The organism is Alicyclobacillus acidocaldarius subsp. acidocaldarius DSM 446 (assembly GCF_000024285.1).
Lineage (GTDB): Bacteria > Bacillota > Bacilli > Alicyclobacillales > Alicyclobacillaceae > Alicyclobacillus > Alicyclobacillus acidocaldarius.
Genome location: NC_013205.1, coordinates 1264913 through 1290512, shown reverse-complemented (window position 1 = coordinate 1290512; position 25600 = coordinate 1264913). Strand labels below are relative to the sequence as shown.

The following is a 25600-nucleotide window of genomic DNA, read 5'->3' as shown; positions in this document are numbered from 1 at the left end:
TTTATACCCCCTCATAGTCCTGCATAGTTACTTAAATAACGAACAAAAGAACTGAACTTCCAGAAATCTGATGGCTCATAGTTCATTTCCCCATTCTTGCGTGTACAACTAGCCGTTCCATAATTTACAGCTGGAAACCGTGCTATGTTCGCAAGACCGGGCGTCTCCTCCTTCAAGAAAGCAAATATCTTTAAGTTTCCATCTATCAATGATGGAGTAAACAAATTTTGATTAATGTGCTCGTCACCAAAACTATATCCAACGGAGGTAAGATACTTGCATTCACGTCCAATGGTCTCACTTGCTAGTCGCCAAAGCTGATCGTAAGGAAAGCCCATGGTTTCGTAGGTCTTACTACGTTGGGGAAGTATTATCGTACGGGTAGAGGATGCTCTCAATCGAGTTTCATCAAGAGTAGAAAACACTCTTTGTCTCTGTGTATCATCTTTTGTGGACCACCAATCAATTGAACCATGCAACTTAATCAGGTTGATCTGGAGGCCCTTTCTTGGTTCAAAGTAATGCCTGTTATTTATAGAACCATGTGACCATTTCAGGGACGCGACATGAAAGAACCTAACTGGGCCTCCCCCTAAGAACCCATCATATAAGGGAACTCCAACTTCCGCAGCTGCTAATTCAATCAACGAATCGTAGTTTGTTGTAAAAATCCATAATGGTGAAGCAGCCTGCTGGCGAATGCGACTCAGGGCCTGTAACATCATTACATGGTGATCAAGATTCGGATGGTCCACACTACTGATTATATCTACAATGGAATCCCTAATAGACGACAGGAGAGATACGTACTGGCTACCTTGAATCTCTCCTAACGTAATCGCCCTTGCAGAAATAAGGTCCGCTATGACCTCAATATTAGGAGTTCCATGTTCGATATCTATGTACCCATCAAAGTCTTCTGTAAGCACCCCTTGAATTATGTCCTTTTGCCTTTCATTTAGGTTTTCGATTACGCTCACTGTTAGAGTGTCCATAAGTGGATAACCAGCTTCAAAGGAAGCACCTGCTCCAAGAAATAAGCCAAATCCATAATTTGAAATATCGATATCCTCTATACCAATTCTGTAAGTACTTTTAGTCAAAACGATCACCTCTCAAACCCCTCTATCGGCAACTTTATTACTCCAACTCCGTTTCTTATCCCGATACAGCCGCCCATGTTAATTAACGCGATAACGCCAGATTCATCCCGTTTTCATCCCCTGACGACGCCACTTACAGTATGGATGTCCATGATGGATTTATTTCCTAATACCTCCAGATAGTAGCTGGCGGTGAAAGAGTAAGCTATCACTAAGCTATCACTCTGAGAGACCTCCCCAGTCTCTTAATTTCAGCAGTTGACTACTCCTCCTCAAACTCCCCGTGCTGAAACTTCAACTGCCTCATGTTCTCACGGATGATTCGCTGGAATCCCTCATCAAATCCCTGCTCTGAGCGAGCAGATATGTCTACGGTGATCTCGACTTGAACATCCGGACGACTCGTGAAATGCTTCAGGATTTCGTCGAATATGGTGCCGAATTCCATTTTTGACGTCATCGCATTGAGCTTCACTGTTCCGTAAAACCGACGTTTCGCAGTGGCAACCTCCCGCGCATGGCCATTCCCGCCGTCTCCTCTTACGTATGTGTCGATAGTGGTTCCAATGGTAGATGTATTTACGGGCCTCTGGACACCCGTCAAACTTCCTTTTTGTGTGGAAGCGTAAGATGAGCTTGCACCCTGGGTATCCACCACTTCTGGCGCTCGCCCTTGTTCTGCCTCTCGCCGTTTCCGCTCCGCGTACTCCCTGGCCTTGTGTGGCTCAATCAGCAAGAGCGATTCGTCCATGGCAACGGAGACAGGCTCCTCAAAAGCGAAGCCCCGATACTCACCTTCAACCACGGCGTAGGCAATTCCGAAGGCACCGCTTCGCACTCCGACCTCAATCGCCCGGCGCAAAACCTCTATATCCGTCAGTCGATCCAAATACACGTACCGGCACATGCTCCTCCAGACTTCAAACGCCGACACAGCTTGTTTATCCTCTTTCCAGAACCACTTCTCAAGCTGAGGCTTCAAGTGCACCGGCGACCAAGTCTCGATCAAGAATTCGTTGTCTTTTAGCTTGTTGCATATCTCGTCCATGGTATTGCCTGCGCTGCTCGATAACATCACGGCTTCCCATGAAAGCGGACCTAAGCCTTTTCCATTGCGAACTTCCTGATACGGAATGAGCAGCCACTTATACGCGTCCCGTAGCGTGCGCGCAACCACCTGCTGAGCGGTATCCAACTGCTGCTTAACCTGATTCTGTTGAAGCACATCGAGATTGAGTCGCAATTCCGCGACGTCCTTTTGAATCGAGGCCCATGCCAACGCTGTACGTACATGATCCCTCAGTCGCTGTACGACATCGTAGTCCGCAGCAAGAAACAGGAGCCGGTTCTGGTTCAACCGGGGCTGTGTCCCGCGCATGGTAAGGATTTGCTTCGCGGCTTCCTGTGCATCCTCCGGAGCCGACCGGCTATACGCTGCGTCCGTCGGCAAGACCACCAATCGAATTCGCTCATCGTCGGGCACGTCAGCCGATGAGATGAACACGTGCACCCCCTCAAACGGTGCCCTGCGAATCAGCCATTTCGTGATGCGATCGCGAATGTCTTTCTCCGTCTCATCCTTCCCAAACCGCTGCTTGCGGCTCTCCATCTCGCGCCGCAAGTTCGGTCTCGTATCGTAGAAATAGCGCGTTCCCGCGACGTTGAGATAATGTAGGGTGTCACTCATACGGCGAAGAACATCCTTATACACTCCGGCAGTCTGACCGGGCTGCATGCAGCCGAGAAGGATATCTGGGATTTCGATTCCGCGCGCCGTTTGGCCAGGTACCTCCGGTGCCGTACTGAGAAAAATTGTGCGTGCAACGCGCCTTGCTGCTTGAACCGCACCAAATCGGGTATCACGGTCGAGTCTTGCGGTCTCTGACCTTGGACCGTCCACATCCCGTTCTACGACAGGGTCCCATCCCTGCGGAAGATAGTACAAGAGGTCGTTGCGCACGTCCGCAAAGTCGATGGGCAAATCAGCAGGTTGAATCATCGGCGATGTGTTGCCGTCCGTCCACAGTTTGTGAATCGCCTTTGCCATCAAGCGCAGGACACCGCGTGTCCGCTGGAATTTATCCATCGACGACCAGACGTTGTACAAGGCGTCGAAGACCGCTGGGTGAATTGGATATGAAGCCCGCAAGCGCTCCAAATACCGACTTTCCTGCGTCTCCGGCGGGAAGTCACCGGCATGCTGCAAATACATCTGCATGTACGCTTTGCAGGTTTCTTCCATCGCCCGCTCGTCCGCGATCGCGGAAAACAGCCGGCGCCGAACAATCTCGAATGCTTCTTCGGTACCAACCGGTTTCCAAAGGGCCTGCACTCGGCCGAATATCTTCTCCAAGCTGTCGAGGGCCAACTGCGCACGCGGGCCTCCGAGTTCCAGCTCGGACTCAGGCAGCGATGCAAGCACCATCGCGTTCGGGACGGCCTTTACCGCCTCCGTCAGCGCCTGGATAAAGGACAAGTTCGATTCGAAGGTCCCGCCCGTATACTGACGCCCCTCTTCGAATTGGCGAAGGTACGCGACGAGCTCGTCCATGAGAATCACGCAAGGAGCATGTTCCTCTAAGAGTGCCGTAAGCACGCCCTTACCTGGAGACGTTCCCGATTCGTCGGATTGCCTGATTCGCTCATATGCTACCCAGCCACAGAGCTGCCACGCCAGTTCACCCCACATCGTCCGAACGGGCTGGCCGTCGTGCATTTGCGGCTGGTTCGGGGACAGTTGATTGCCGTCAAGCACCACAACCCTAGCTTTCGGAACCTCAACGACACCGACGGCATCCACAATAGGCCCGACACCTTGCAGCTCGCGTAGAGGCACTTCTCCCTTGGCCAGGTGATACACGGCCAGCAGGGTATGGGTCTTGCCTCCACCGAAGGCTGTCTGGAGCTGCACCACTGGCTCTCCGCCGAGGCCACATAGACGACGCACGATGGAGTCAAGAAGCAAACGCATACCTTCGGTGATGTAGGTCCGAGCGTAAAACAGCTTCGGATCTCGATATTCATCCGTCGCTGTACCATTGTGAACCCGTGTCAAGTCTGCCGCGAACTCTGACTGCTGAAAGGTCCCGCGCAACACATCCTCATGCGGCACGGCAACCTCGCGCCAAGGCTTGAGAAGCATGATCATCACTCCCCGTCCTATTCCACATCCAGAGTCAATTGGGAACCCGACAGCCCAGCCTTTTGGGCCACTTCAGCAATGGCATCCCAGCTCGCGATCAGTTCGTTATAGGCCCTTGCATCCTCCGCCCATCCCTTGCGCTCACACAATGTATAGAGCCGATACGCCAATGAGCGGATAGACTCGGAAACACTGTACATGCCCGCAAGCAGCGCTCCTGCAGCCTGCTCCCCATCCTGCTGTAGAGCACGAATCAGATGATGAAGCGCCTCCCACACGGGTGTGTCATAGTCCTTGCCCGGACTCCAATCGGACGGGTAATCCTGCCACCGCAGCAATCGGACCTTGCCGTGATCCGCAGTCAGAACCCCCGCAGCGCGTACCGCATCCACGCTCGTCCCCTTGGCACGCGCCAAAACGTCCGCACGACCAAAGTCGGCCTCAGACCATCCGAATTGGTCAAACCAGTTAATGCAAAACAACGTGTCGGCGTCGACCTCCGCTTCGGAGGCATGCAAATAAGCGTCAACCACCCGATTGATTAACTGCAAAGCCGTCTTCACTGTCATCGGGGACCCATCTGCCTCAAGTACCGCGGCGTACTTCGAGAATACGGCCATACCGGGTCCAATTGCCGCTTGTTGGAGATCGACTGCGGCGATGGGAGAGCGGTCTGGGCCGCCGTGCATCATGTCCGATAGAGCATCAGGGATAACCGTGTTCAATTCCCTCAGAAATGCTCTCCGCGATATTGTCTCAGCGTTGGCGGGCCGCCGACGGCACACAATGACTATGGAAGAAGCAAGGGCATTTGAATCTAAACCACGCATGCGATTTGACATTTCGGTCCGCAAGGGCCATGTACCGGTAACGGCAAATCCCGCTTGAAGAAGGGCTTCGAGGAACGCAACCCAACCTTCCGAGGAAGTCCCCTCGTTCTCTGTATCTGACTGCTTGAATGCGTAATAGATTGTAACCGGAAAGCCGGGGTGCGTTGAATTTGCCAAGGTCGACATCGCCTTGGACATGCCGTGTATGAAGAATGAATTGGCATCGCCCTTGGACTGATGACGCTCAGGCGCGGCCACTAATTCATCCTCTTTGGGTGTCATCAATGTTGCGAATAGTCCAGGAAGAATCGGATTCAGAGATCGACGCAACCACACGTAAAAAAAGTCTGACAGGTCTGAATATCCAACATTGTCATAGTATGGAGGATCCGTCGAAACAATTTTGCCTACACTTATAGACTGTGTCTGTGCATCTGCCAGATGAGCTTCGCCTAAAGTTGTCTTAATCGGAGCATTCTCTACTGCTTTCCACACCCAATCCACCATGCCCATCCAGTTTCCCGTCGAGTCCGAAAAAGGGTTCGCCTCAGCAAAATCCCATACCATGGGGATGGCTTGTCTGGAAAACGTGTTCCTAACGAGTTCCTTCGGAGAATTCCAGCTACATATAGACGACCAATAGTCAGCACACTTATCCAAGACAAGACCTAAATACACCGCCACCGCATCCGCATATGCGCGCGCACCAATTCCGCCATCCTCAAGCCCTATTCCATCGTCCGTCATCCCGCTGCTAAGTGCATCCTCGTACACCTTTTCCCGCGCCTCTACAACGAGATCAGAAAAGGTTTTGAGGGCAACAAGCTGTCGGTTCGTAAACAAATGTTTGTGCATCGTCATCCCATATTCTTGGACACGGAATCCGAGCGCACGTTTCGGCAATTGAGTCTGTGGCAAACCATCTGGCTCCTTCAAGCTAAGTGCCATGCCTTCCATGTCATCGGTCGGTGCGATGTAGAGCCTGCCCCGCGGACCCTCCACCACTACCGTCATGAGCCGCTGACCCATTCGCTCTGCCTTTCCTTCCGCACGAATGTAGTCAAACGGTATCGGTGAACCAGACATGATGCATGTCCCGCCACGGCGATTCACAGTGCCTTCAATCTTCGGCTTACCTTCCGTCCGCACCTCAAAATGATAGCCAGAGCCATCCTCGTGAATGACAGGTTCAACCCATACTTCCTTTCCCTTTTTGGTAGATAGCCAAAATGAGCGAACCAAAGGTACATCCACATGACTGTACGCCGGATTTGGGCTCTTTACCGTTCGTGCCCAAATCCACGCGATGACCGTGGCCTTCCCTCCTCCGTATTCGGGGGGCAATTCCACCTGCGGATACAGGTGACCGATGCGCTTGAATGCTTCGTCGCGCATCCACTCTCCGTAGTAACGAATGTCGTCCGCCAATCCACTTGCACCTTTCCACTCCTGCTCAAGCAGTCCCACTTTGGACCGCGCCTCTGGATTGACAGGAGGTCTGCCCGAGAACTTCGGCGGAATTTCGATGAGCGCCTTGTTGATCAAGACGGCCACCGGATTCAGGTCCGATGCATAGGCTTCCAGTCCTAAACGTTGGGCCTCAAGCGGAATAGAGCCGCCGCCCGCGAACGGATCGTGAAAAGCGGGCAGCTTGTCCGGATCAAATCCCGGCAACCCCTTGTTCATCTCGCAAGTCTCCCGCCAGCTCTTCCAAATCTCTTCACGAGCTTCGCGCAAGACTTCTTCGTCGTTCGAGTTCTCCCACTTCACCAACCGGCGCATGATTCCGAACAGACGCTCGCGTTCCTTTTGCGCCTGTTCTCTCGTCATGCCGGGTTTGTAGCCGCGTTCACCGCCGGGATCGTTCACCAGCTGCGCAAACAATACGGCCCGTGCTGCAGCCAAGGGGCGGCGCGCCCACCACAAATGCAGAGTGGAAGGATGGCCGTGGCGAATGGATTTCTCCCTTGCGGCTTCGGCGTTGATATCATCAAGCGGCAGTGTCACCTCAATGAGCTTCTTGGGTGCCTTCACCTTTGGCACGACGTACACACCTCTCTATATCTGTTACAAGGACTGCTCCACAGGTACCGCACGCTCCAGGAGGAGCCTCAAGTCAAACGTTTTGCTGACCTCCGCCCAGTCTGGACGCTCACGAAACGGATTGCGGATGTAATAGGGGCCATCGACTCGGTCACCATCCACGATCACGATAGCAAGCAGAAACTTGTCCCCCTGATTGAGCGCGTACATCATCTCGTTGCGGGTGACGGTAATCGTGTCCTGCCCCTTGGCGCGGCCTTTCACCTCGATATGCCGCTCTGCAGCAATGGTCCCGTCAGGCTTCCGGATTCTCGCAGTGATGTCCCAACCACATTTCGCGGCCGAAACGTCGATGACTTCGTGGCCCATCCTCCGTTCCGCTTCCAGAACAGCTTCCATCGCGACACGTTCGATGCGCGCTCGGCTTACGGCGTCCACAGAAGGAGCCTCACCGCGCAGCCTTGCCAAGTATCCCGCCGGAATGACCAGTGCACCGCCGACGACGACAGGCGTCGCAGAAATCAAATGGCGCATCGCTTCCAGTTCCCTCTTACGCTGTTCCAATCGTGCCGTCAAGTCCTCAATGATGCGCCTTACGTTCTCCAGTTGCATGCGCGGCTGCTTCCCGGCGGCAATGTCATCCTTCAACTTCTCATGCCGGTCTACCCAATACTCGATCTCACTCCACAACCGCTTATGAACCTCGTCCCTCACGCGGGTAACTTCACGGTTCCTACGTTCTTGGATTTCCTGATAATGCGGGCCTCCAATGAGCGCAATGGCGTGCTTTTGCGCCAAGGCGTCGAGATCGCCCGACAGCCAAGGCTGACGCAGGATTTCTCGTACCAGATGGCGTTCCTCGTCCGTGGCCCCGCGTAAATCCAGGTGTGGTGCATAGCCTTTCAGCGAGACTTCCCCATTGTCATTCACGGCAACAAACTGGACGCGACGAGAAACATCGCGCGTCTGGCCTCCCAAAGGCTGCTCCCGAACCGCGTGTTCAATCAAAAACAACATGTAGGGACGGTCACTGTCGTCGTGGTCGTCAACGAGAATCGCACCTTGCCTGAGCGCAGTTCGTCCGCGTTCCAGCGTCAAATCGGTCACAGCCTGCATCAACGGGTGGCCGGTGTGAAGAAGTGCCGCCACAGGTTTGTGGGGAACTCGCACCAACTCGCGTTCGAAGCAAACGCGCTCGTAGCGTTTTAAGACGGGCTTTCGATTTCCCCGATCCCGCCCGCTGATCTGGCGATCCCTTTCCCGGATGACGGCAGGGACGTGGGTGATCTCGTAACGCTCCCGTTCCCGCTCTTTCAATTCACCGCCAAGTCGCGCAAACGCTTCACGAAAGAACGCGCGGATGAAATAGGGATGGAGTCGTCTCGCCTCTGCCTTCTCCATCTCCTCTTTCACGTGATACAGGCGCTCCGGACTCATCACTTCTTCGCAGAGCGCGTTGCGCTCCAGGATGGCTTTGAGATGCTCGCGATCCAGCGCGCCATCGACCTCACGCTCAAGCCGTGCGCGCACTTCGGGATCATCGCCCCGTCGGATGGCTTCGATGAGCAGCTCCTTGAGCGGTTTTTCCTCAAACACCTGGCCGAGAATGTCAAAGACCCGACCTTTCAACGCCTCTCGTTCCACCTTCAGTTTTTCAAACAGGCGTTGAAAAACCTCTCCCTCACGTGTTTTCGCCGCCACCAGATTCCACATGTAGCAGACTTCCGTCTGGCCGATGCGGTGGATGCGCCCGAACCGTTGTTCCAGACGATTTGGGTTCCACGGCAGGTCGTAGTTGATGAGCAGGTTCGCATTCTGAAGATTAACGCCTTCTCCGGCGGCGTCGGTCGCCAAGAGAATGAGCGTATCGGGATCGTGCCAGAACTTCTCCTGGATCTTTCGGCGTTCGTCCCGCTTGGTCCCACCGTGGATCGCAACAATCGCATCGGGGCGCCCCAGAAAGCCTTCCATCTTGCGCTGCAGATAGTTCAGCGTGTCACGATGCTCCGTGAAGATGATGAGCTTGCGACGGTTGCCTGACTTATCCCGCATCTCCGGTTCGTCGTGCAGCAGCGTCGACAGTTGTGTCCACTTCGAGTCCTGGTTCGACAGGACAAGCTGATGGGCGAGCGCTTCCAGCCGTTCCAACGTGCGGATCTCTTGCTCCAGCTCGGCGATGGTCTGGGCCGCCGTTGCCTGGGACGCGATCTCGTCCTCCAACTCTTCGTATTCCCCACCCGGCAGTTCCTCATCGGATTCATAAATGTCATCTGGCACATCTTGCAACTGAATCCACGCGAGTCGGCCCTGCTGCTCGATCTTCGCTTCATCGAGCTGCCGCTGCAGGCGCTCGCGTCGGCGCTTGAGCGACTGGTAAATGGCCTCTGGGCTGGATGCCAGCCGTCTTTGCAAGGTGGTCAATGCAAAACCCACCGTGCCTTTTCTCCCAGCCTCCAGCCTGTCCGCTCGATTCATCTCCTCGCGCACGTACTCCGTCACTTGCTGGTACAATGCCGCCTCGAGATCTGACAGTTCGTAGTAAATGGTCTCCGCGCGCCTTTCAGGGAACAATGGCGTTCCATCGAACTTCACAAGCTCTTCTTTCACCATGCGCCGCATCAGGTCCGAGACGTCAACCTGATGCGCGCCATCGCGGAATTTACCATAAAATCGATCCGAGTCCAGCAAGGACAGGAAGAGTTGAAAGTCCTCCTCCCGCCCATTGTGAGGTGTCGCCGTCATGAGCAAGAAATGACGCGTGATGCTCCCGAGAAGCTTCCCGAGCTTGAACCGTTTGGTCTCGTTCACTTTATTCCCGTACCAACTGGCGGACATTTTATGCGCCTCATCGACGACAACCAGATCCCAGCGCGTACGCCCCAACTTCTCGAGGAGGGAATCGTTTCGGCTCAGCTGGTCGAGCCTTGCGATCAAGCGATCCCGTTCCTCAAACGGGTTTCCCGTGCGGCTCAACTGCTCCATCTCGCGGGAAAACAACTCAAATTCGAGATCAAATTTCTCGTACAACTCATCCTGCCACTGTTCGACAAGACTGCCGGGCGCGACGATGAGAATCCGTACCGCATCTGCCCGGATCATCAGTTCTCGTATGTACAACCCGGCCATGATGGTCTTTCCAGCGCCAGGATCGTCAGCCAGCACAAAACGCAATGGCTGGCGGGGAAGCATCGACTCGTAGACCGCCGTAATCTGGTGCGGGAGCGGCTGAACATTCGACGTGTGCACCGCCATCATCGGATCGAACAGATGGGCGACATGAATCCGGTACGCCTCAGCCGCCAACTTGAAGTCCTCTCCATCGGCTTCGAACGACCACGGTAACCCCGCCTCTGCCAAACGAAGGGACGGTTCATGACTACGGAACAGGGTTTGTTCCTGCAGCGTCCCGCTTGCCGTTCGAAACATCACGTGCACAGCATCCGGACCAATTGGCTCCGCACTGAGAATCCTCACCGCTTCATGGGGGACAAGTCCTTCCACTACGGCGTCCTTTTTGATGTCTTCCAGTCGAAGCAACCCTTACCCCACCCGTCTGCGACCAATTGGTGTGATGTAGGAGTAATGAGAATGTGGATGTCACCGATGCAAGGCGCGGTATCTCCGATGCCATACGTATCAACCGACCGAAAACGTCAGAGGAGTTTCGTCTTGAGCTAACCCGTGGCCTTCCATGAGCGTCACTTCGAGCACACTGTCTCCTCTTGAGCCGCTTGGGACTTAGCACGAGCTATGGTCGCAATGAAGTTTCGCTTCGAAGGAATTTTACCACAAGTTCATACAGGAAAAGTAGTGTCTCACAGCACATTCGAAAAAGAACTGTTCAACACCGAGGACACGACACTCGTCGTGCAATCTGGTATGAGACGGCCAGCGCCATTTGCCACCCCAAAACGCCAAGCGAGGCTCCGACCACTGCGGAGCCTCGCTCATCTTTGCGCCATTGCGCGATGAAATATGGAGCCACCTGTCGGATTCGAACCGACGACCTGCTCATTACGAGTGAGCTGCTCTACCCCTGAGCCAAGGTGGCGCGTGGTAGCGGCGGAGGGATTCGAACCCCCGACAGCACGGGTATGAACCGTGTGCTCTGACCAACTGAGCTACGCCGCCACGGATTGCATGGCGGAGAGAGTGGGATTCGAACCCACGAGGCGGCGTTGACCGCCTACACGATTTCCAATCGTGCTCCTTCGACCACTCGGACATCTCTCCGCATTTCGCTGGAGCCAAGCGACGATTGTTATCATAGCAGCATTCCGCCAACTCTGCAAGCACAAAAATTCTCATTTGGGATGGAGATCGAAATCCGCGCCTGCTCGCGCCGCTCATCGCGCCCACCGAGCCCGTTCTCACGCGGCGCGCTCGCGCCGAAGCGCCCCGCCAGCGCCACAAGCCCGGGACGTCCTCGGCACCTCGCAAGCGAGCTGCCCCGACGAGGCCGACGAGGCACGGGCGGCGCCTCGCGGCGCCCGACCCTCCCGAACCCCCGCGGTCACTCCACGGACGCAAGGCTCAACACCCGCCGCAGCTCCAGCACGTGGTTCAGGATGTAATCAGCCCCAAGCCGCTCGAACTTCGGCCTCGCCGCCTGACCCTCGAGGCCCGTCAGGACGGCGGCAAACGACGCGCCGAGCCTGTCCGCCGCGAGCTTGTCGGCGATGGAATCGCCTACCACGAGCACCTCGCCGCGGATGCCCGGGATGGGAAGCTCCACCGTAAGGAGTTTCTCGACGTCCGCTTCGCCCATCAGCGAACGCAGGTACGAGAACGGGTGCGGCTTCGACAGCGGCCGGGCGTGCGGCACGCGCTCCTCCGCCGCCACCACGTCTGAGGCATTCGTGACGCGGGCCGGATCGAAATACGACAGCCAGCCGAAGTGCTCAAGCGGCACGCGCGTCTCAATCTCCGGCCGGCCGGTCGCAATACCCAACGTCACGCCCGCCGCCTTGAGATCCGCGAGCAGTGCGGCAAACGCGGCCGGATCGACAATCGGGTACTCGCTCGTGAGAAAGCCCGCCTTACCCGTCTCCTTGCCGGTGTACGCGTCCCCGAGATACCACTCCTGAAACGTCTCCTGCCCGACCTGCCAAAGCGCGTGCGCGTCAGCCTCAGGCGCGTACCGAGCGAGCGCCTCCCGCGCCCGCTCCATCAAATCCGACCGCGACGAAGCCCCTTCGTACAGCGCGTCGTATCCCTTCCAGGCGATCACGTACCCGGGCAGCGCCTCCCGCAGCAGCCCCCCGATGGCACGAAGCGAGGCCTCCGAAAAGCCCTCCCGGAGAACGGACCGGGCGCGATCGACGGCCTCCTCGGACGCCTCCCGCGCGCGCTCGAGCGCCGCGACCCACTCCGCGACGAACACGAAGTACACCATGTCCCAGTTGGCATTCACGCCGATGTTCTTCAAGCCCTCGAGCACCGCATCGTAGCGAAACACGTCGCGGCGGATGGCGCGGATGGCGTCCTCGGCAGGCGCCGGGGAGAAGGCCGGCGAAACGGAGGACAGGCCGAGAAATCGTTGGCTCGTCAAGAGTTCGTGCACGGTGAGCGCCGACGCGTCAAAATAACGCTCCTCGCTCAGCATGACGCCGTCCACATCGAACAAAATCGTCCTGAACATCCCATCCTCCTCGCTTCAATGCCGGCGGGCAAAGTCGTCCATGAAGTGCGCAAGCCGCTCCGCGGCCTCGACCGGCACCGCGTTGTACAGCGACACGCGGCAGCCGCCGACGCTCCGATGGCCCTTCAGGCCCACAAACCCCTTCTCCGCGGCCTCGCTCAAGAACGCGCGCTCCAGCTCCTCACTCGCGAGGCGGAACGTCACGTTCATCTGCGATCTCGCCCGCTTCTCGGCGTGGCCGAGGTACAGGTGCGGATGGCCATCGATGGCCTCGTACACGAGCGCCGCCTTCCTCCGGTTGCGCTCCGCCACGGCCGCGAGCCCGCCCATCTCCTCCACCCACGCGAGCACCCGCTCCATCACGTAGATGGCAAACGTGGGCGGCGTGTTGTAGAGCGAGTTCGACTTCACGTGCGTGCTGTAGCGCAGCATCGCGGGCAGATCCGAGTTGGCCTCCGCCAAAAACGCGTCTTTCGCGATCACGACGGTGACCCCCGACGGCCCAAGATTCTTCTGCGCGCCCGCGTAGATGAGCGCAAAATCCGACACCTCAATCGGGCGCGACAGGATGTCGCTCGACATGTCCGCCACGAGCGGCGAGGCGGTCTTCGGCAGCGCGGGCCACTGCGTGCCGTAGATGGTGTTGTTCGACGTGATGTGCACATAGCGGAACGAGCCATCGTCCTCCGGAATCGCCTCAGGGATGTCCCGATAGCCGCCCTTTGTGGCCCAGTCGTTCACGGCAATCTCGCCGAATCGCACCGCCTCATCCCGCGCCTTCTCGGACCACGCGCCGGTCAGCACGTACAGGGCGCGATCGCCCGCGCGCAGAAAGTTCATCGGGATCATGGCGAACTGCAGGCTCGCGCCGCCCTGCAGAAAGAGCACGCGGTAATCGTCGGGAATGCCGAGCAGCCGCCGAAGCCGCGCCTGCGCCTCGTTGTGAATGGCCTCGTACTCCTTGCTGCGGTGGCTCATCTCCATGACGCTCATGCCCGCGCCCCGGAAGTCGATGAGCTCCTCGCGCACCTGCTCCAACACCTCGAGCGGCAGCGCCGCCGGGCCCGGATTGAAGTTGTCCACCCGCCTCACGGTCTCCACTCCTTCAGCAGATCTCTCTCAAGGGCGCGGATGTGCGCCTGCGCCCGCCTGTCACAGCTCGATGGCCCTGACCAGTCGAATGCCCGGATGCTTCGCGATTTCGTCGATCACGTCCTGCGGCACGCGCTTGTCGACGGACAGGAGCATCACCGCTTCTCCGCCCGTCTCCCGCCGGCCCACCTGCATGCCGGCAATGTTGATGTCGCGATCGCCAAGTAGCGTGCCGATGCGGCCGATCATGCCGGGACGGTCCTCGTGCCGCGTGTAGATGAGGATGCCTTGAATGGGCGTGTCAATGGGGTACCCGTCGAGCTCGACGATGCGCGGCCCGTACTCCCCGAGGACCGTGCCCGTCACGCGGTGCGTGCCGTTGTCCGTCGCGACCGAGATCTCCACCTCGTTCGTGTACACCCGGCCGCGCGACTCGCGCACCTCCTGCACACGCAGGCCCGCGTCTTCCGCGTACCGCAGCGCGTTGACGTAGTTGACCTCGCCGTTGTACTGGAAGCTGAAGAAGCCCTTCAGCACCGTGCGGGTGAGGTAGCCGCCGTCTGGATCGGCCGCGTCACCGGCGTAGCGCACGGTCATGCTCGAGGGCGCGCCCTGCGCGAGCTGCGCCGCAAACAGCCCCAGTTGCTCCGCAAGGGCGAGATAAGGCGCGAGCCGCTCCTTCTGGCGCTGGCTCAGGCTCGGCAGGTTGACCGCGTGCTCGAAGGTGTCGTCGCGAAGCACCTGCACGATTTCCTCCGCCACTTGAATCGCCACGTTCTCCTGCGCCTCCACCGTCGACGCGCCGAGGTGCGGCGTCAACACGACGTTCGGGCAGCGCCTGAGCGGGTGATCCATCGGCAGCGGCTCCTGCTCAAACACGTCGATGGCGGCGCCCGCCACGCGCCCCGCCTCGAGCGCCTCCGCGAGCGCCACCTCGTCGATGATGCCGCCGCGCGCGCAGTTGATGATCCGCACGCCCTCCTTCATCTGGGCGATCCGGCCGGCATCAATCATGTGATGCGTCTCTTTCGTCAGCGGCGTGTGCACGGTGATGAAGTCGGCCTCGCGGATGGCGGTGTCGAGATCGCACCGCTTGACGCCGAGGCTCTGCGCGCGCTCCTCCGTCAGGAACGGATCATACCCGAGGACAGTCATGCCGAACGCCTTCGCCCGCTTCGCGACCTCCGTGCCGATGCGGCCCATGCCGAGGACCGCCAGCGTCTTGCCGCGAAGCTCGACGCCAATCCACTTCTTGCGATTCCAGTTGCCCTGGAGGAGATCCCGATGAGCCGCGGGGATGTGCCGCGCAAGGCTGATCATCATCGCGAAGGTGTGCTCCGCCGCCGCAATGGTGTTGCCATCTGGGGCGTTGATGACCAGGATGCCGCGGCGCGTGGCCGCCTCAAGATCGATGTTGTCGACGCCGACGCCCGCGCGGCCGATGACCTTGAGCTTTTTCGCGCTCTCGATCACGTCCCTCGTCACGCGCGTCTGCGAGCGCACCACAAGGGCGTCCGCGTCGGCAATGGCCTCCTTCAGCTCGTCCGGCGCGAGATTCGTCCTGACCACGACCTCCGCGCCCTGAAGGCCGGAGAGGATGTCGATGCCCGCCTGGGAGATGTCGTCCGTCACCAAAATCTTGGTCGCCATGTTCTCTCTCACCACTCCATAAGTACAATGAACGGCCCCTAGTCACTCCGCGCGAGACGCGCGTTCAAGTGCCCAGGCGGCCGGCTCTCCCACTGTCGCACTCCCCCGTGGTCACCCACGTCATCCGCCAGTCATGCGACAGCTTCTCTATCATCTTGGCTCACAGTTCTGACTATAAAAAACTATCGCGCATGGGTCAAGGGCGTCACGGCTTCCGCCTCGATAAACGCCCGGTGCAGCGCCTGCACCGCCACCTCGACCAAGTCCGCGGGAATGACGCACGACACCTTGATCTCTGAGGTGGTCACCATGTGAATCGGCACCTTGGCATCGCGAAGCGCCACAAACATCTGCGCCGCGACGCCAGGGTTCGAGATCATGCCCGCGCCCACGATGGACACCTTCGCGAGCGGCGACTCCTTCTCCATCCGCTTGAAGCCAATCTTGGGCTTCAACTCCGCCACGACCTGCTCCGCCTTGTCGAGATCGCTCTCGTGCACCGTGAACGACACGTCCACCGCCTGGTCGTCCACCACGCTCTGCACGATCACGTCCACGTTCACGCCGCGATCGGCCAGCGCCGAAAAGATGGCCGCGAGCGCGTGTTCCTCGACCGGCACGCCGACGACGGCGACGCGCGCCACCTGGCGCTCGAACGCGATGCCGGTGACCACCCGGCGGCCTTCCAGCTGATTCTCCGCCACGACTTCCGTCCCATCCCTTTCCGTAAAACTGGACCTCACGACGAGCTTCACGCCGAAGTGCTTGGCGTTTTCCACCGCACGCGGGTGCAGCACCTGGGCGCCGAGGTTGGCGAGCTCGAGCATCTCGTCGTACGAGATGGCCGCGAGCTTTTGCGCGGTCTTCACGACGCGCGGATCCGTGGTGTACACGCCTTCGACGTCGGTGTAGATCTCGCAGAGATCGGCGCCGAGCGCTGCAGCGATGGCCACGGCCGAGGTGTCCGATCCGCCGCGCCCGAGGGTCGTCACCTCGCCATCCGCAATGCCTTGAAATCCCGTCACCACCGGCACGATGCCTTGCGCGAGAAGCGCCCTCAGCGATGACGTGTCGATCCTCGCCACGCGGGCATTGCCGTGCACCGGCTCGGTGGCGATCCCGGCCTGCCAACCCGTCAGCGACTTCGCGGGCACGCCGAGCGAGATGAGCCGCATGGCCAAAAGCGCCGCCGACACCTGCTCTCCCGTCGCGAGGAGCTGATCCATCTCCCGAGGATCCGGCCTGTCCACAATGGCTCCGGCGAGATCGACCAACTCGTCCGTGGTGTGGCCCATGGCGGAGACCACCACCACCACGTCGTGCCCCTCGGCCCGGGTCCGGGCGATGCGGTCCGCCACGGCCCGGATCCGCTCCGTCGATCCCACGGACGTGCCGCCATATTTCTGTACGACGAGCACCTTCTCCACTCCTTATCTCCATAATGGCGCCATTTCGTCTATCTTACCTGATCTCTGAGCCAGGGCGGAAGCCGGGGCATGGAGGGCGCCGCGAGCGCCAAAAGGCGGAAGCGCCTTTCAGCCCTGCCCTTCGACGGCCTCCTTGGCGAGCGCGAGCTGGAGACGCACCGCGGACGGCGCCGTACCGCCGCGCGACTGGCGCGCCTCCACGACGCGCGCGATGTCGAGCGCCTCGTACGCGTCCTCGTCAATCAAAGGCGATCTCGCCCGCATCTCTTCGAGGGACAGGCCCGCCAGGTTGGTTCCCTTCGCGAGCGCGTCCGCCACGAGCCTGCCGACCACCTCGTGGGCCTCCCGAAACGGAAGCCCCTTGCGCACCAGGTAGTCGGCGAGATCGGTCGCATTGGAAAAATCGCGCGCAAACGCGTGCTGAAGCCGTTCTCGGCGCACCTTCATGGTCTCGACCGTCCCCGCCATGAGTTCAAGCGCCGGCACCACCGTGTCGACCGCGTCGAAGGCGCCCTCCTTGTCTTCCTGCAGATCCTTGTTGTACGCGAGCGGCAAGCCCTTCAGCACCGTCAAGAGGCCCATCAGGTGCCCATACACGCGGCCCGTCTTCCCGCGCACCAACTCCGGCACGTCCGGGTTTTTCTTCTGCGGCATGATGCTCGATCCCGTCGCATAGGCGTCCGAAAGCTCAATCCAGCCAAACTCCTCGCTCGACCAGAGCACCATCTCCTCGGCAAGGCGCGACAGGTGCGTCATGACGGTCGCGCAGTTGAAGAGCAGGCCGAGCAGATAATCCCGGTCCGAGACCGCGTCCATCGAATTTTCGTAGAGCCGCGTGAAGCCCAGCTCTTCCGCGACCATCTCTCGGTCGATGGGAAACGTCGTGCCCGCGAGCGCCGCTGCGCCAAGGGGCATCCTGTCGATCTCGTCCTTCAGCGCCAGCAGTCGCCGCTCGTCCCTGAGCAACATCCACACGTACGCCAGCAGGTGATGGGCAAAGAGCACGGGCTGGGCGCGCTGCAGGTGCGTGAATCCAGGGACAATCACGTCCAAATGGCGCTCCGCCACCGAGACGAGCGCGCGCTCCAGGCGCTTGACCCCCGCCAGGAGCTCGTCCACCGCGTCTCGCGCCCACAGGTGCATGTCGAGCGCCACCTGATCGTTTCGGCTCCGCGCCGTGTGAAGCTTCTTCGCGACGTCGCCGATGCGCTCCGTGAGCAGCCGTTCGACATTCATGTGCACGTCCTCGTCCTCGAGGCGAAACTCGAGCTTGCCTGCCTCGTAGTCCGCGAGGAGGGATTCGAGTCCGTCGATGATCGCGCGCGCCTCATGCGGCGCGAGGATGCCGGTCTGGCCGAGCATCCTCGCGTGCGCGATGGAACCGCGGATATCGTAGGGAAACAGGCGCTTGTCGAACGAGATGGACGCCGTGTACTCGAGCACAAGCTGATTCGTGTCTTCGCTGAAGCGTCCGCCCCAAAGCTTCATGCCTTGGCCTCCACCTCGTCCCCGAGCACAGAGTAGGCGTCATCGCCGAGGTTCGTCGGCTTCTCCTCGCCCGCATGCAACGTGGCGTAAACGGTCGTCGGCAGCCCGTACAGGCGGATGAACCCGACCGCGGCGCCGTGATCGAACTTGTCACCCGTCTCGTACGTGGCGAGATCGTGCCGGTAGAGCGAGTAGGGCGACTTGCGGCCCGTCGCCTGCGCGTGGCCCTTGTACAACTTCACGCGCACATCGCCCGTCACGTATCTTTGGGTCTCGTCGATGAACGCGTCGAAGGCCGCTTTGAGCGGCGAGTACCAGAGCCCGTTGTAGATGAGCTTCGCGTACTCGAGCTCGAGGCCCATCTTGTACTGCAGCACTTCGCGAGTCAGCGTGAGGTGCTCCAGCTCCTGATGCGCCATGATGAGCACCTTGCCAGCGGGCGACTCGTACACCTCGCGCGACTTGATGCCGACGAGCCGGTTTTCGACGTGGTCGATCCGGCCGACGCCGTGCCGCCCGGCGATCTCGTTCACCCGGTGAATGAGGTCGACGAGCGGAAGCGACTCGCCGTTTAAGGCCACCGGCTTGCCCTGCTCGAACGAGATCACGATTTCCTCGGGCTCGTCAGGCGCCTCTTCCGGCGAGACCGTCCACAAAAACGCGCCTTCCGGCGCCTCCTGCCAAGGATCTTCCAACACGCCGCACTCAATCGCGCGGCCCCAGAGGTTCGCGTCGATGCTGAAGGGATTGTCGAGATCGACCGGGATGGGGACGCCGTGCTCCTTCGCATAGCGGATTTCCTCGTCCCGCGTGAATCCCCACTCGCGCACCGGCGCAATCACCTTCAGGTTCGGATTCAGCGCGTGGATGGACACCTCGAACCGGACCTGATCGTTCCCCTTGCCCGTGCAGCCGTGCGCAACCGCCACCGCACCCTCGCGTTCGGCCACCTCCACGAGCAGCTTCGAAATGAGCGGGCGCGACAAGGCCGAGGCGAGCGGGTACTTGCCCTCGTACAGGGCGTTCGCCTTCAGCGCCGGCAAAATGAACGACTCCGCAAACTGCGCCTTCGCGTCGATCTTGTAGGATTTGACCGCGCCCACCTGAATCGCCTTCGCCTGCGTGGCGTCGAGATCCTTGCCTTCGCCCACGTCGACGCACATCGCGATCACGTCATAGCCGTAGTGATCCCGAATCCACGGGATCGAGACCGAGGTATCCAATCCGCCCGAGTAGGCGAGCACGAGCTTTTCTGCCATCACAAGTCCTCCCCAAACGCGCTTGCGTCCGCCATGGTGGCGGCGAGCACCGCCTTCTGCGCGTGCAGCCGATTTTCCGCCTGATCAAAGATGATGGAGTGCGGCCCGTCGATCACGTCCGGCGACACTTCCTCCCCGCGGTGCGCGGGCAGGCAGTGCATGAACACATAGTCCGGTTTCGCGAGGGCGCACAGCTTCTCGTTCACCTGATAGCCCTCGAAGTGCTTCAGGCGCTCTTCGGCCTCTTCTTCGTCGCCCATCGACACCCAGGTGTCGGTGTACACCACGTCCGCGCCCTCGATGGCCCGCTCCGGATCCGTCGTGACGAGCACTTCCGTTCCCTGCTGAACGGCGTGCAGCTTTGCCTCTTCGACGACCCACTGCATGGGCTGATAGCCGGGCGGCGTCGCCACGCGGATGTTCATGCCGAGCTTCGGCGCGAGCTGCAGCCACGAGTGGGCGAGGTTGTTGCCGTCTCCGATGAAGGCGACGGTGATCCCCTCGAGCCGCCCCTTGTGCTCGAGGATGGTCAGCGCGTCCGCGAGCAGCTGGCACGGGTGGAATTCGTCGGTCAACCCGTTGATGACCGGGATATCCGCGTACTTCGCGAACTCCTCGACGTCCTGCTGGCGGAACGTCCGGATCATCACGCCGTCCAGGTAGCGCGACATGACCCGCGCCGTGTCGGAAATCGGCTCGCCGCGCCCAGTCTGCAGCATGTTGCCCGGCAGGAACAGGGCGTGGCCTCCGAGCTGCAACATGCCGACCTCAAACGAGATCCGGGTTCGCGTCGACGATTTATCGAAGATCATGCCGAGCGTTTTGCCGGCGAGAAGCGTGTGCGTGAACCGCGACTTTTGCGCTTCTTTCAGCAACTCGGCGAGATGCACGAGATTGCGCAAATCGTCACCGGACAGATCGCTGAAATGAAGCAGGTCCTTGCCCGCCATGACCCGATGGCAGGACCAGAGGGCGTTCTGCAGCCGGACCGACAGATAGTTCGAGCCCAGCGGCACGACGGTCGACGATCCGCGTCCAAGGGCGTTCTTCATATCCCACACTGCCACAGCCGAAACTCCTCTCCGCTCTTCTGCGAGCGATGTATTTCTGTGCATCCGTGTACCGTCAAGGAAGCGTCAATTGATCGTCCTTGCATCATTATACACGAATCTGTATATCTATCAACTCCGGCTGTGGCACGCCTCGGGACGCGCCTCTGAGCAGTCGAACGGCCGCCCCAGAGGGACGGCCGCCCATCCATGAAACTCTTATTCCGTCGCGATGTCCTGATCCGTGATCTCGTGCGCGGGCTCGACCATCAGGAAGTGGAGCGACGGGTTGTCGATGAGCTTCTGCAATCGGCGCGCCTCTTCGTGCTGGCCGTAACGGCGCAGTTCGAGCTGGTATGCGCCCAGAAGCTCGACGATGTCGTTCCGGCCCTGCGCGTCGATCACGCGGAGCGCGACCTTGGCGCCCTTCGCAATGCGCCGCCGAAGCGCCTTTTCGTCCAGCCCCATCTCCGGATCGTGCCGCAGATACACGCGGCCGCCGGTCATGCCGGAGCAGATCCACGGGCCGGGATCGCCCAACACCACCGCGCGTCCGCCCGTCATGTACTCGAACGCGAACCCCTTGATGTTGGCGCGGTTGGCGATGTGCGAAAGGTCCCCGCGCACCGGGGCCTCGATCTCGCCGCCGATGACGACGTCCGCGCCGGACAACCGGATGCAGGCTCGCGCGTCAGCGTTGCCCTGGATGATGAAGAGCCCCTTGGCCGCGCCATACGCCAGGCCCTTGCCGACCGATCCGCCGCGCCAGACGCCGTCCGCACACTTGCCCTTCAGGACGACAATCTTGCCGCCGAACGCGGCCTTGCCCACGCCATCCTGCGCGCCGCCGAGCGCCACCGACACCATGCCCTCGGTGTGGTAAGCCGCGAAGCCGGCGCCCGCCACGCCGTCGTGGACGATGGGGCCCACTTCACCGCGCCGCTTCTGGCGGATGCTCTCCCCGGACAGCCTCGTGCCGAGCGCACGGGGAACGGCGCGAATCGACTTGACCCTGGATCCGACCGCCGTCACGACGCCGTCCGTGCCCGTCGCCGCTCCGACCGCTGCCACGTCCTGGATCACGTCGCCGTACGCCTCTTCAAACGTGCGGTAACGGATGTGACAGCCCTGACCCACGTACTCCTCGCGAACCCGAAGCAACCACGACGTGTCAAGCCGTGCGTCCTCGCGCAGGTTGACCAGCAGATCGCTTCGACCGACGAGGTCCTGCGTGCGCTTCGCCCCGAGCTTGCGCGTGAGCGCCTCGACATGCTTGCCCACCTCGGAGAAAAAGCGCACCAGTTGAGCGACCGCGCGGTCGAAATCCTGGGGCTCGAACTGCTTCAGCCCCTTCGCCTGTGCCTCGGCGAGATCGTGCATCTGCGTCGCAATGCCGACGTGGCACGTGTCCTTGTGGCAGGCGCGGCACGCCGTGCAGCCGATGGCGACCATCGCCATGGTGCCGAAGCCCACCCGGTTGGCGCCGAGCAGGATGGCCTTCATCACATCGTGACCCGACTTCATGCCGCCATCCGCCCAGAGCTCCACGTACTCGCGGAGCCCCGCTTCGCAGAGCGCCTCGTGGGCCAGCTTGACGCCGATTTCCATCGGCAGGCCGACGTGGCGAATGGCGTGCGCCCGGGCCGCGCCCGTGCCCCCGTCGAAGCCGGACAGCGTGATGACGTCCGCCCCCGCCTTCGCAATGCCGACGGCGATGGTCCCGATGTTCGGCACAACGGGCACCTTGACCGCCACTTTGGCAAGCGGGTTGATCTCCTTGAGCTCGTAGATGACCTGCGCCAAGTCCTCAATGGAGTAGATGTCGTGGTTGTTGGACGGCGAAATCAGGTCGACGCCCTGCGTCGCGTTGCGGGCCGCCGCCACCTGCGCGGTCACCTTGGAGCCAGGCAGGTGTCCACCTTCGCCCGGCTTCGCGCCCTGGCCAATCTTGATCTCGAGCACGTACGCGTTGTTGCAAAGGTCCGCGTTGACGCCGAATCGGCCCGACGCAATCTGCCTGCCTCGGTTGCGCGGATACTTCTCGAGCAGGTCCTTGATCTCGCCGCCCTCGCCGTTCAGGCAGACGATATTCATGCGGTACGCCGCCTCTGCGTACGCGCGGTACGCGGTCTCGTTCTGCGACCCGAACGACATCGAGCTGATGACCATCGGATACGCATGGCCGTCGATGGTCGTGTCGATCTCGCCCTCGGCCGGTTCGAGGTCCTCCCGGAACCCGAGCAGGTGGCGAATGGAGATGGGATTGTCCGCCTCAAACTGCTGCAGCTTGGCGACAAACTCCTCGTACGGCAGCTCGCCGTCCGCCACGGAACCCGCCGTCTTCCAGATGCGCGGATACAATTGGAACAACCGGTTGGGCCGGATGCTCTTCCGGTCCTGCGCTTCGTACCAGGTGCGCCGAAGCTCGGACATCTCCTCCATCCGCGCGAACGTCAACCCAGCCTTTTGCGAGCCACAGAAGTTCGGGATGGCGAGGTGCTCGGCCACTTCGTCCGCCAAGCCGATGGCGCTGAACAGGCGCTCGTACCCGCGGACCTCGTGGATGCCGAGGGTCGAGATGACCTTCTCCATGCCTTTCGTCAGCGCCTTGTACAAGTTTTCGATGGCGTGCAATCCGCCCTTGTTCGCGGCGTATTCCCACATGTGATACGGCACGACCGCGTCCGCGCCAAGCCCGAGGGACACCATGATGTCGTGCAGGTTGCGGATGCCGCCGCTGCGCAAGATCAGGCTCGTGCGCCGGCGCAAATGCTCGCCCTTCTCTTTGGCCGCCGGGCGCAAGAGCGCGCGGTGAACCGCCGACACCACCAAGTATGGGTCGATGTGCGGCCCGCGGCGGAACTGCAGGCGATCATCCAACACGATGACGTTGGCGCCCGCCTGCACCGCTTCCAGCGCCTCGAGCGAGAAGCGCTCCAGCGCCTCCGGCACACTTTCGCCGTCGCGGCGGTGGATCAAGATCTCCGCCGTTCCATTCGGGCTCGTGCGCAGCATGGCCAGCGCGTCTTCGTAGCAGACCGTGCCAAACCGGTGCGCCAGGTTTTGAATCTCGTCGTACTCCACGCCGTACGACTCAGGCAGTCCCTCGAGCAGGATGGGCGCCTGAACCTCCACCCGCGGCGCTTCCTGATACAGCCCATCGAACGACGGCCGGCGCCCGAGGACGCAACGCGTGCTGAAGTGCTCGATCTCGCGCTCGCGGTCGATGGCCGGGTTCGTCACCACGGCGACGGTTTCGTGCAAGAAATCGGAGAGCAGGGTCGATTCTTCCGACAGCGCACCGATGGGGCTGTCGAAACCGAGCGACTTGATGGGCTCCGCCCCGCTCTGGATCTCCTGATCCATGAGTTTGAGATCATCGTCGCGGAAGCCGAACGCCAGCATGCGAATGTCGAGCGGCTTCGCGTCCCGCTTGGCATGCGCGACGTCCTGACTCACGCCGTAAGGCACGGCAAAATGAAGATTGCGGTGCTCGCCGCGAAAGTTGAATCGCTGCTTCGCGAGTTCCAAGACCTCGAGCTGCAGCTCGTCGTACGTGTAGATCTTGACACCCGTCTCGCTCCACCGCACGCCGACCTTCTCCCCTGGCGCAAGCGGCTTGGGCTCAGCCGTCCAGATGTCGAGCGGGACGATGCCCTGCTCCGAGGAGAAGTAATACGCCGTCTCCGATTCGAGCTGCCACATGGGCCGCAGGCCGAGCGCGTCGACGCTGAACACCGCCGCATTCCCGTAGCGCATCATGACGCCCGCGGGCCCCTGCGCGAACGGCCCCCAGAGCGACCGGTAATACATGTACAAGTCCGACAATTCTTCTGACATGGACTTGATCTCGTGAATAATAGGCGGGAACAACAACTCCGCGGCCTCGAACAGCGACCAGCCGCGCGTCGCCACGAGTGCGCACAGCGTCCGGTCGACCATCTGCGAATCGCTGAACTCCGGCCGCACCGGCACACCAATCATCTTCGATTCCGTGTAAAACCGCGCAATCGTGTTGATCTCGCCGTTGTGCCCAAGACAAGAGAACGGCTGCACGCGCGGGAAGGACGTCGTCGTGTTGGTCGAATACCGCGTGTGCGCAATCACGAATGCAGATCGGCAGAGCGGATTTTGCAGATCCTTGTAAAAACGGTACAGCGTCTCGTCGTTCCCCACGACCTTGTACACGACCTGGTCATGCGACAAGGAGGCGACGTGGACGCCCGGCAACTCGTCGATCTCGGCAAACGCCGCAAACACACGCGCGTCGTCCCGCTGAGGCAGGCAACCCGCCATCTGAATAAAATGAGGCTTGACCTTCTTGCCGAGCGGGCCGAGCACCGACTCATCCACGTGATCCTCGACAACCGCGAGCGGCTCCATGCCATGATGAGCCAATACGCGCAGGATGGGCTCCTGGGACACCTCCTTCTCCAGCAGGAAATGACCCACCCAAAAGCCAGGTTCGTGAACGAGCCGCGCCGATTGCCCGAGGCTCTCGAGCCGCGAAGCCCACAGCGCTCGTGGAATGTCCAACAGAAGACCGCACCCGTCTCCTTCGTTGTTTACGTATCCCGCCCGATGGCGCATGGCGCGCAGGGCGTCCAATCCGTTTCGAACCGTGTCGTACGAGGGTTGTCCTGTTTTCTCAATCTGCGAAAAAATTCCGCAGGCATCGTATTCGCGCTGCAGGTCGGTCGTCAACTTCTCCAGTTCCACCTGTGCCACTCCTTTTTTAGCACAATATTTTGACACTCTGTCTCTCTGCGCGTCAAGTCTTGATGCACAGCCAAACGAGCCACGGGCGATCCGAAACGGCTATGAAACATTATACGACTTCTTGAATAATCATGCCATCCCGTGTTATAACATGAGT

Annotated in this window: 12 protein-coding genes, 3 tRNA genes and 1 riboswitch; all 15 genes read right to left on the bottom strand. The window is 60.2% G+C overall.

Features of this window, described 5'->3' with window-relative positions; all coding sequences use genetic code 11:
- Positions 1 to 11: 11 nt before the first annotated feature.
- The gene (locus AACI_RS15915) at positions 12 to 1112 is read right to left on the bottom strand and encodes an SIR2 family protein (protein ID WP_012810607.1); all 1101 of its coding nucleotides are present in this window, start codon (positions 1110 to 1112) and stop codon (positions 12 to 14) included.
- A gap of 253 nt (positions 1113 to 1365) precedes the next feature.
- The gene (locus AACI_RS06130) at positions 1366 to 4251 is read right to left on the bottom strand and encodes an ATP-binding protein (protein WP_218917114.1); all 2886 of its coding nucleotides are present in this window, start codon (positions 4249 to 4251) and stop codon (positions 1366 to 1368) included.
- Positions 4252 to 4262: 11 nt separating this feature from the next.
- Entirely contained in the window at positions 4263 to 7118 is a 2856-nt protein-coding gene (locus AACI_RS06125) for a DUF1156 domain-containing protein (RefSeq protein WP_012810605.1), read from the bottom strand.
- 24 nt (positions 7119 to 7142) lie between these two features.
- A complete protein-coding gene (locus AACI_RS06120; RefSeq protein ID WP_245530735.1) occupies positions 7143 to 10592 on the bottom strand; it encodes a helicase-related protein in 3450 nt (1149 codons plus the stop codon).
- Positions 10593 to 11094: 502 nt separating this feature from the next.
- A tRNA-Thr gene (locus AACI_RS06115) sits at positions 11095 to 11169 on the bottom strand.
- A gap of 3 nt (positions 11170 to 11172) precedes the next feature.
- Positions 11173 to 11249, bottom strand: a tRNA-Met gene (locus tag AACI_RS06110).
- Positions 11250 to 11259: 10 nt separating this feature from the next.
- Positions 11260 to 11351 (bottom strand) — tRNA-Ser (locus AACI_RS06105).
- 280 nt (positions 11352 to 11631) lie between these two features.
- Positions 11632 to 12759, bottom strand: a complete 1128-nt coding sequence (locus AACI_RS06100) for an HAD family hydrolase (protein ID WP_012810603.1) — start codon at positions 12757 to 12759, stop codon at positions 11632 to 11634.
- 15 nt (positions 12760 to 12774) lie between these two features.
- Positions 12775 to 13851, bottom strand: a complete 1077-nt coding sequence (gene serC, locus AACI_RS06095) for a 3-phosphoserine/phosphohydroxythreonine transaminase (RefSeq protein WP_012810602.1) — start codon at positions 13849 to 13851, stop codon at positions 12775 to 12777.
- 60 nt (positions 13852 to 13911) lie between these two features.
- The gene (gene serA, locus AACI_RS06090; protein ID WP_012810601.1) at positions 13912 to 15501 is read right to left on the bottom strand and encodes a phosphoglycerate dehydrogenase; all 1590 of its coding nucleotides are present in this window, start codon (positions 15499 to 15501) and stop codon (positions 13912 to 13914) included.
- Between the two features lie 63 nt (positions 15502 to 15564).
- A riboswitch (ZMP/ZTP riboswitch) is annotated at positions 15565 to 15646 on the bottom strand.
- 37 nt (positions 15647 to 15683) lie between these two features.
- Positions 15684 to 16919 carry an aspartate kinase gene (locus tag AACI_RS06085; RefSeq protein WP_012810600.1) on the bottom strand — a complete coding sequence of 412 codons (1236 nt, stop codon included), beginning with the start codon at positions 16917 to 16919 and terminating at the stop codon, positions 15684 to 15686.
- Between the two features lie 117 nt (positions 16920 to 17036).
- Positions 17037 to 18416, bottom strand: a complete 1380-nt coding sequence (gene argH / locus AACI_RS06080) for an argininosuccinate lyase (RefSeq protein ID WP_012810599.1) — start codon at positions 18414 to 18416, stop codon at positions 17037 to 17039.
- Positions 18413 to 19675 (bottom strand): argininosuccinate synthase, encoded by a 1263-nt coding sequence (locus AACI_RS06075; RefSeq protein WP_012810598.1) that lies wholly within the window; start codon positions 19673 to 19675, stop codon positions 18413 to 18415. Before AACI_RS06075 ends, argH begins: the two co-directional genes overlap by 4 nt.
- Positions 19675 to 20742, bottom strand: coding sequence for an ornithine carbamoyltransferase (argF, locus tag AACI_RS06070; protein WP_012810597.1), 1068 nt, complete (start codon positions 20740 to 20742; stop codon positions 19675 to 19677). Before argF ends, AACI_RS06075 begins: the two co-directional genes overlap by 1 nt.
- A gap of 201 nt (positions 20743 to 20943) precedes the next feature.
- Positions 20944 to 25443, bottom strand: a complete 4500-nt coding sequence (locus tag AACI_RS06065) for a glutamate synthase-related protein (RefSeq protein ID WP_012810596.1) — start codon at positions 25441 to 25443, stop codon at positions 20944 to 20946.
- Positions 25444 to 25600: the final 157 nt, after the last annotated feature.

Bases quoted from the DNA above. Each gene is read 5' to 3' on its own strand.
- AACI_RS06130 (WP_218917114.1), bottom strand. From the start codon at position 4,251: ATGATCATGCTTCTCAAGCCTTGGCGCGAGGTTGCCGTGCCGCATGAG.
- AACI_RS06100 (WP_012810603.1), bottom strand. From the start codon at position 12,759: ATGTTCAGGACGATTTTGTTCGATGTGGACGGCGTCATGCTGAGCGAG.
- serA (WP_012810601.1), bottom strand. From the start codon at position 15,501: ATGGCGACCAAGATTTTGGTGACGGACGACATCTCCCAGGCGGGCATC.
- argH (WP_012810599.1), bottom strand. From the start codon at position 18,416: ATGAAGCTTTGGGGCGGACGCTTCAGCGAAGACACGAATCAGCTTGTG.
- AACI_RS06075 (WP_012810598.1), bottom strand. From the start codon at position 19,675: ATGGCAGAAAAGCTCGTGCTCGCCTACTCGGGCGGATTGGATACCTCG.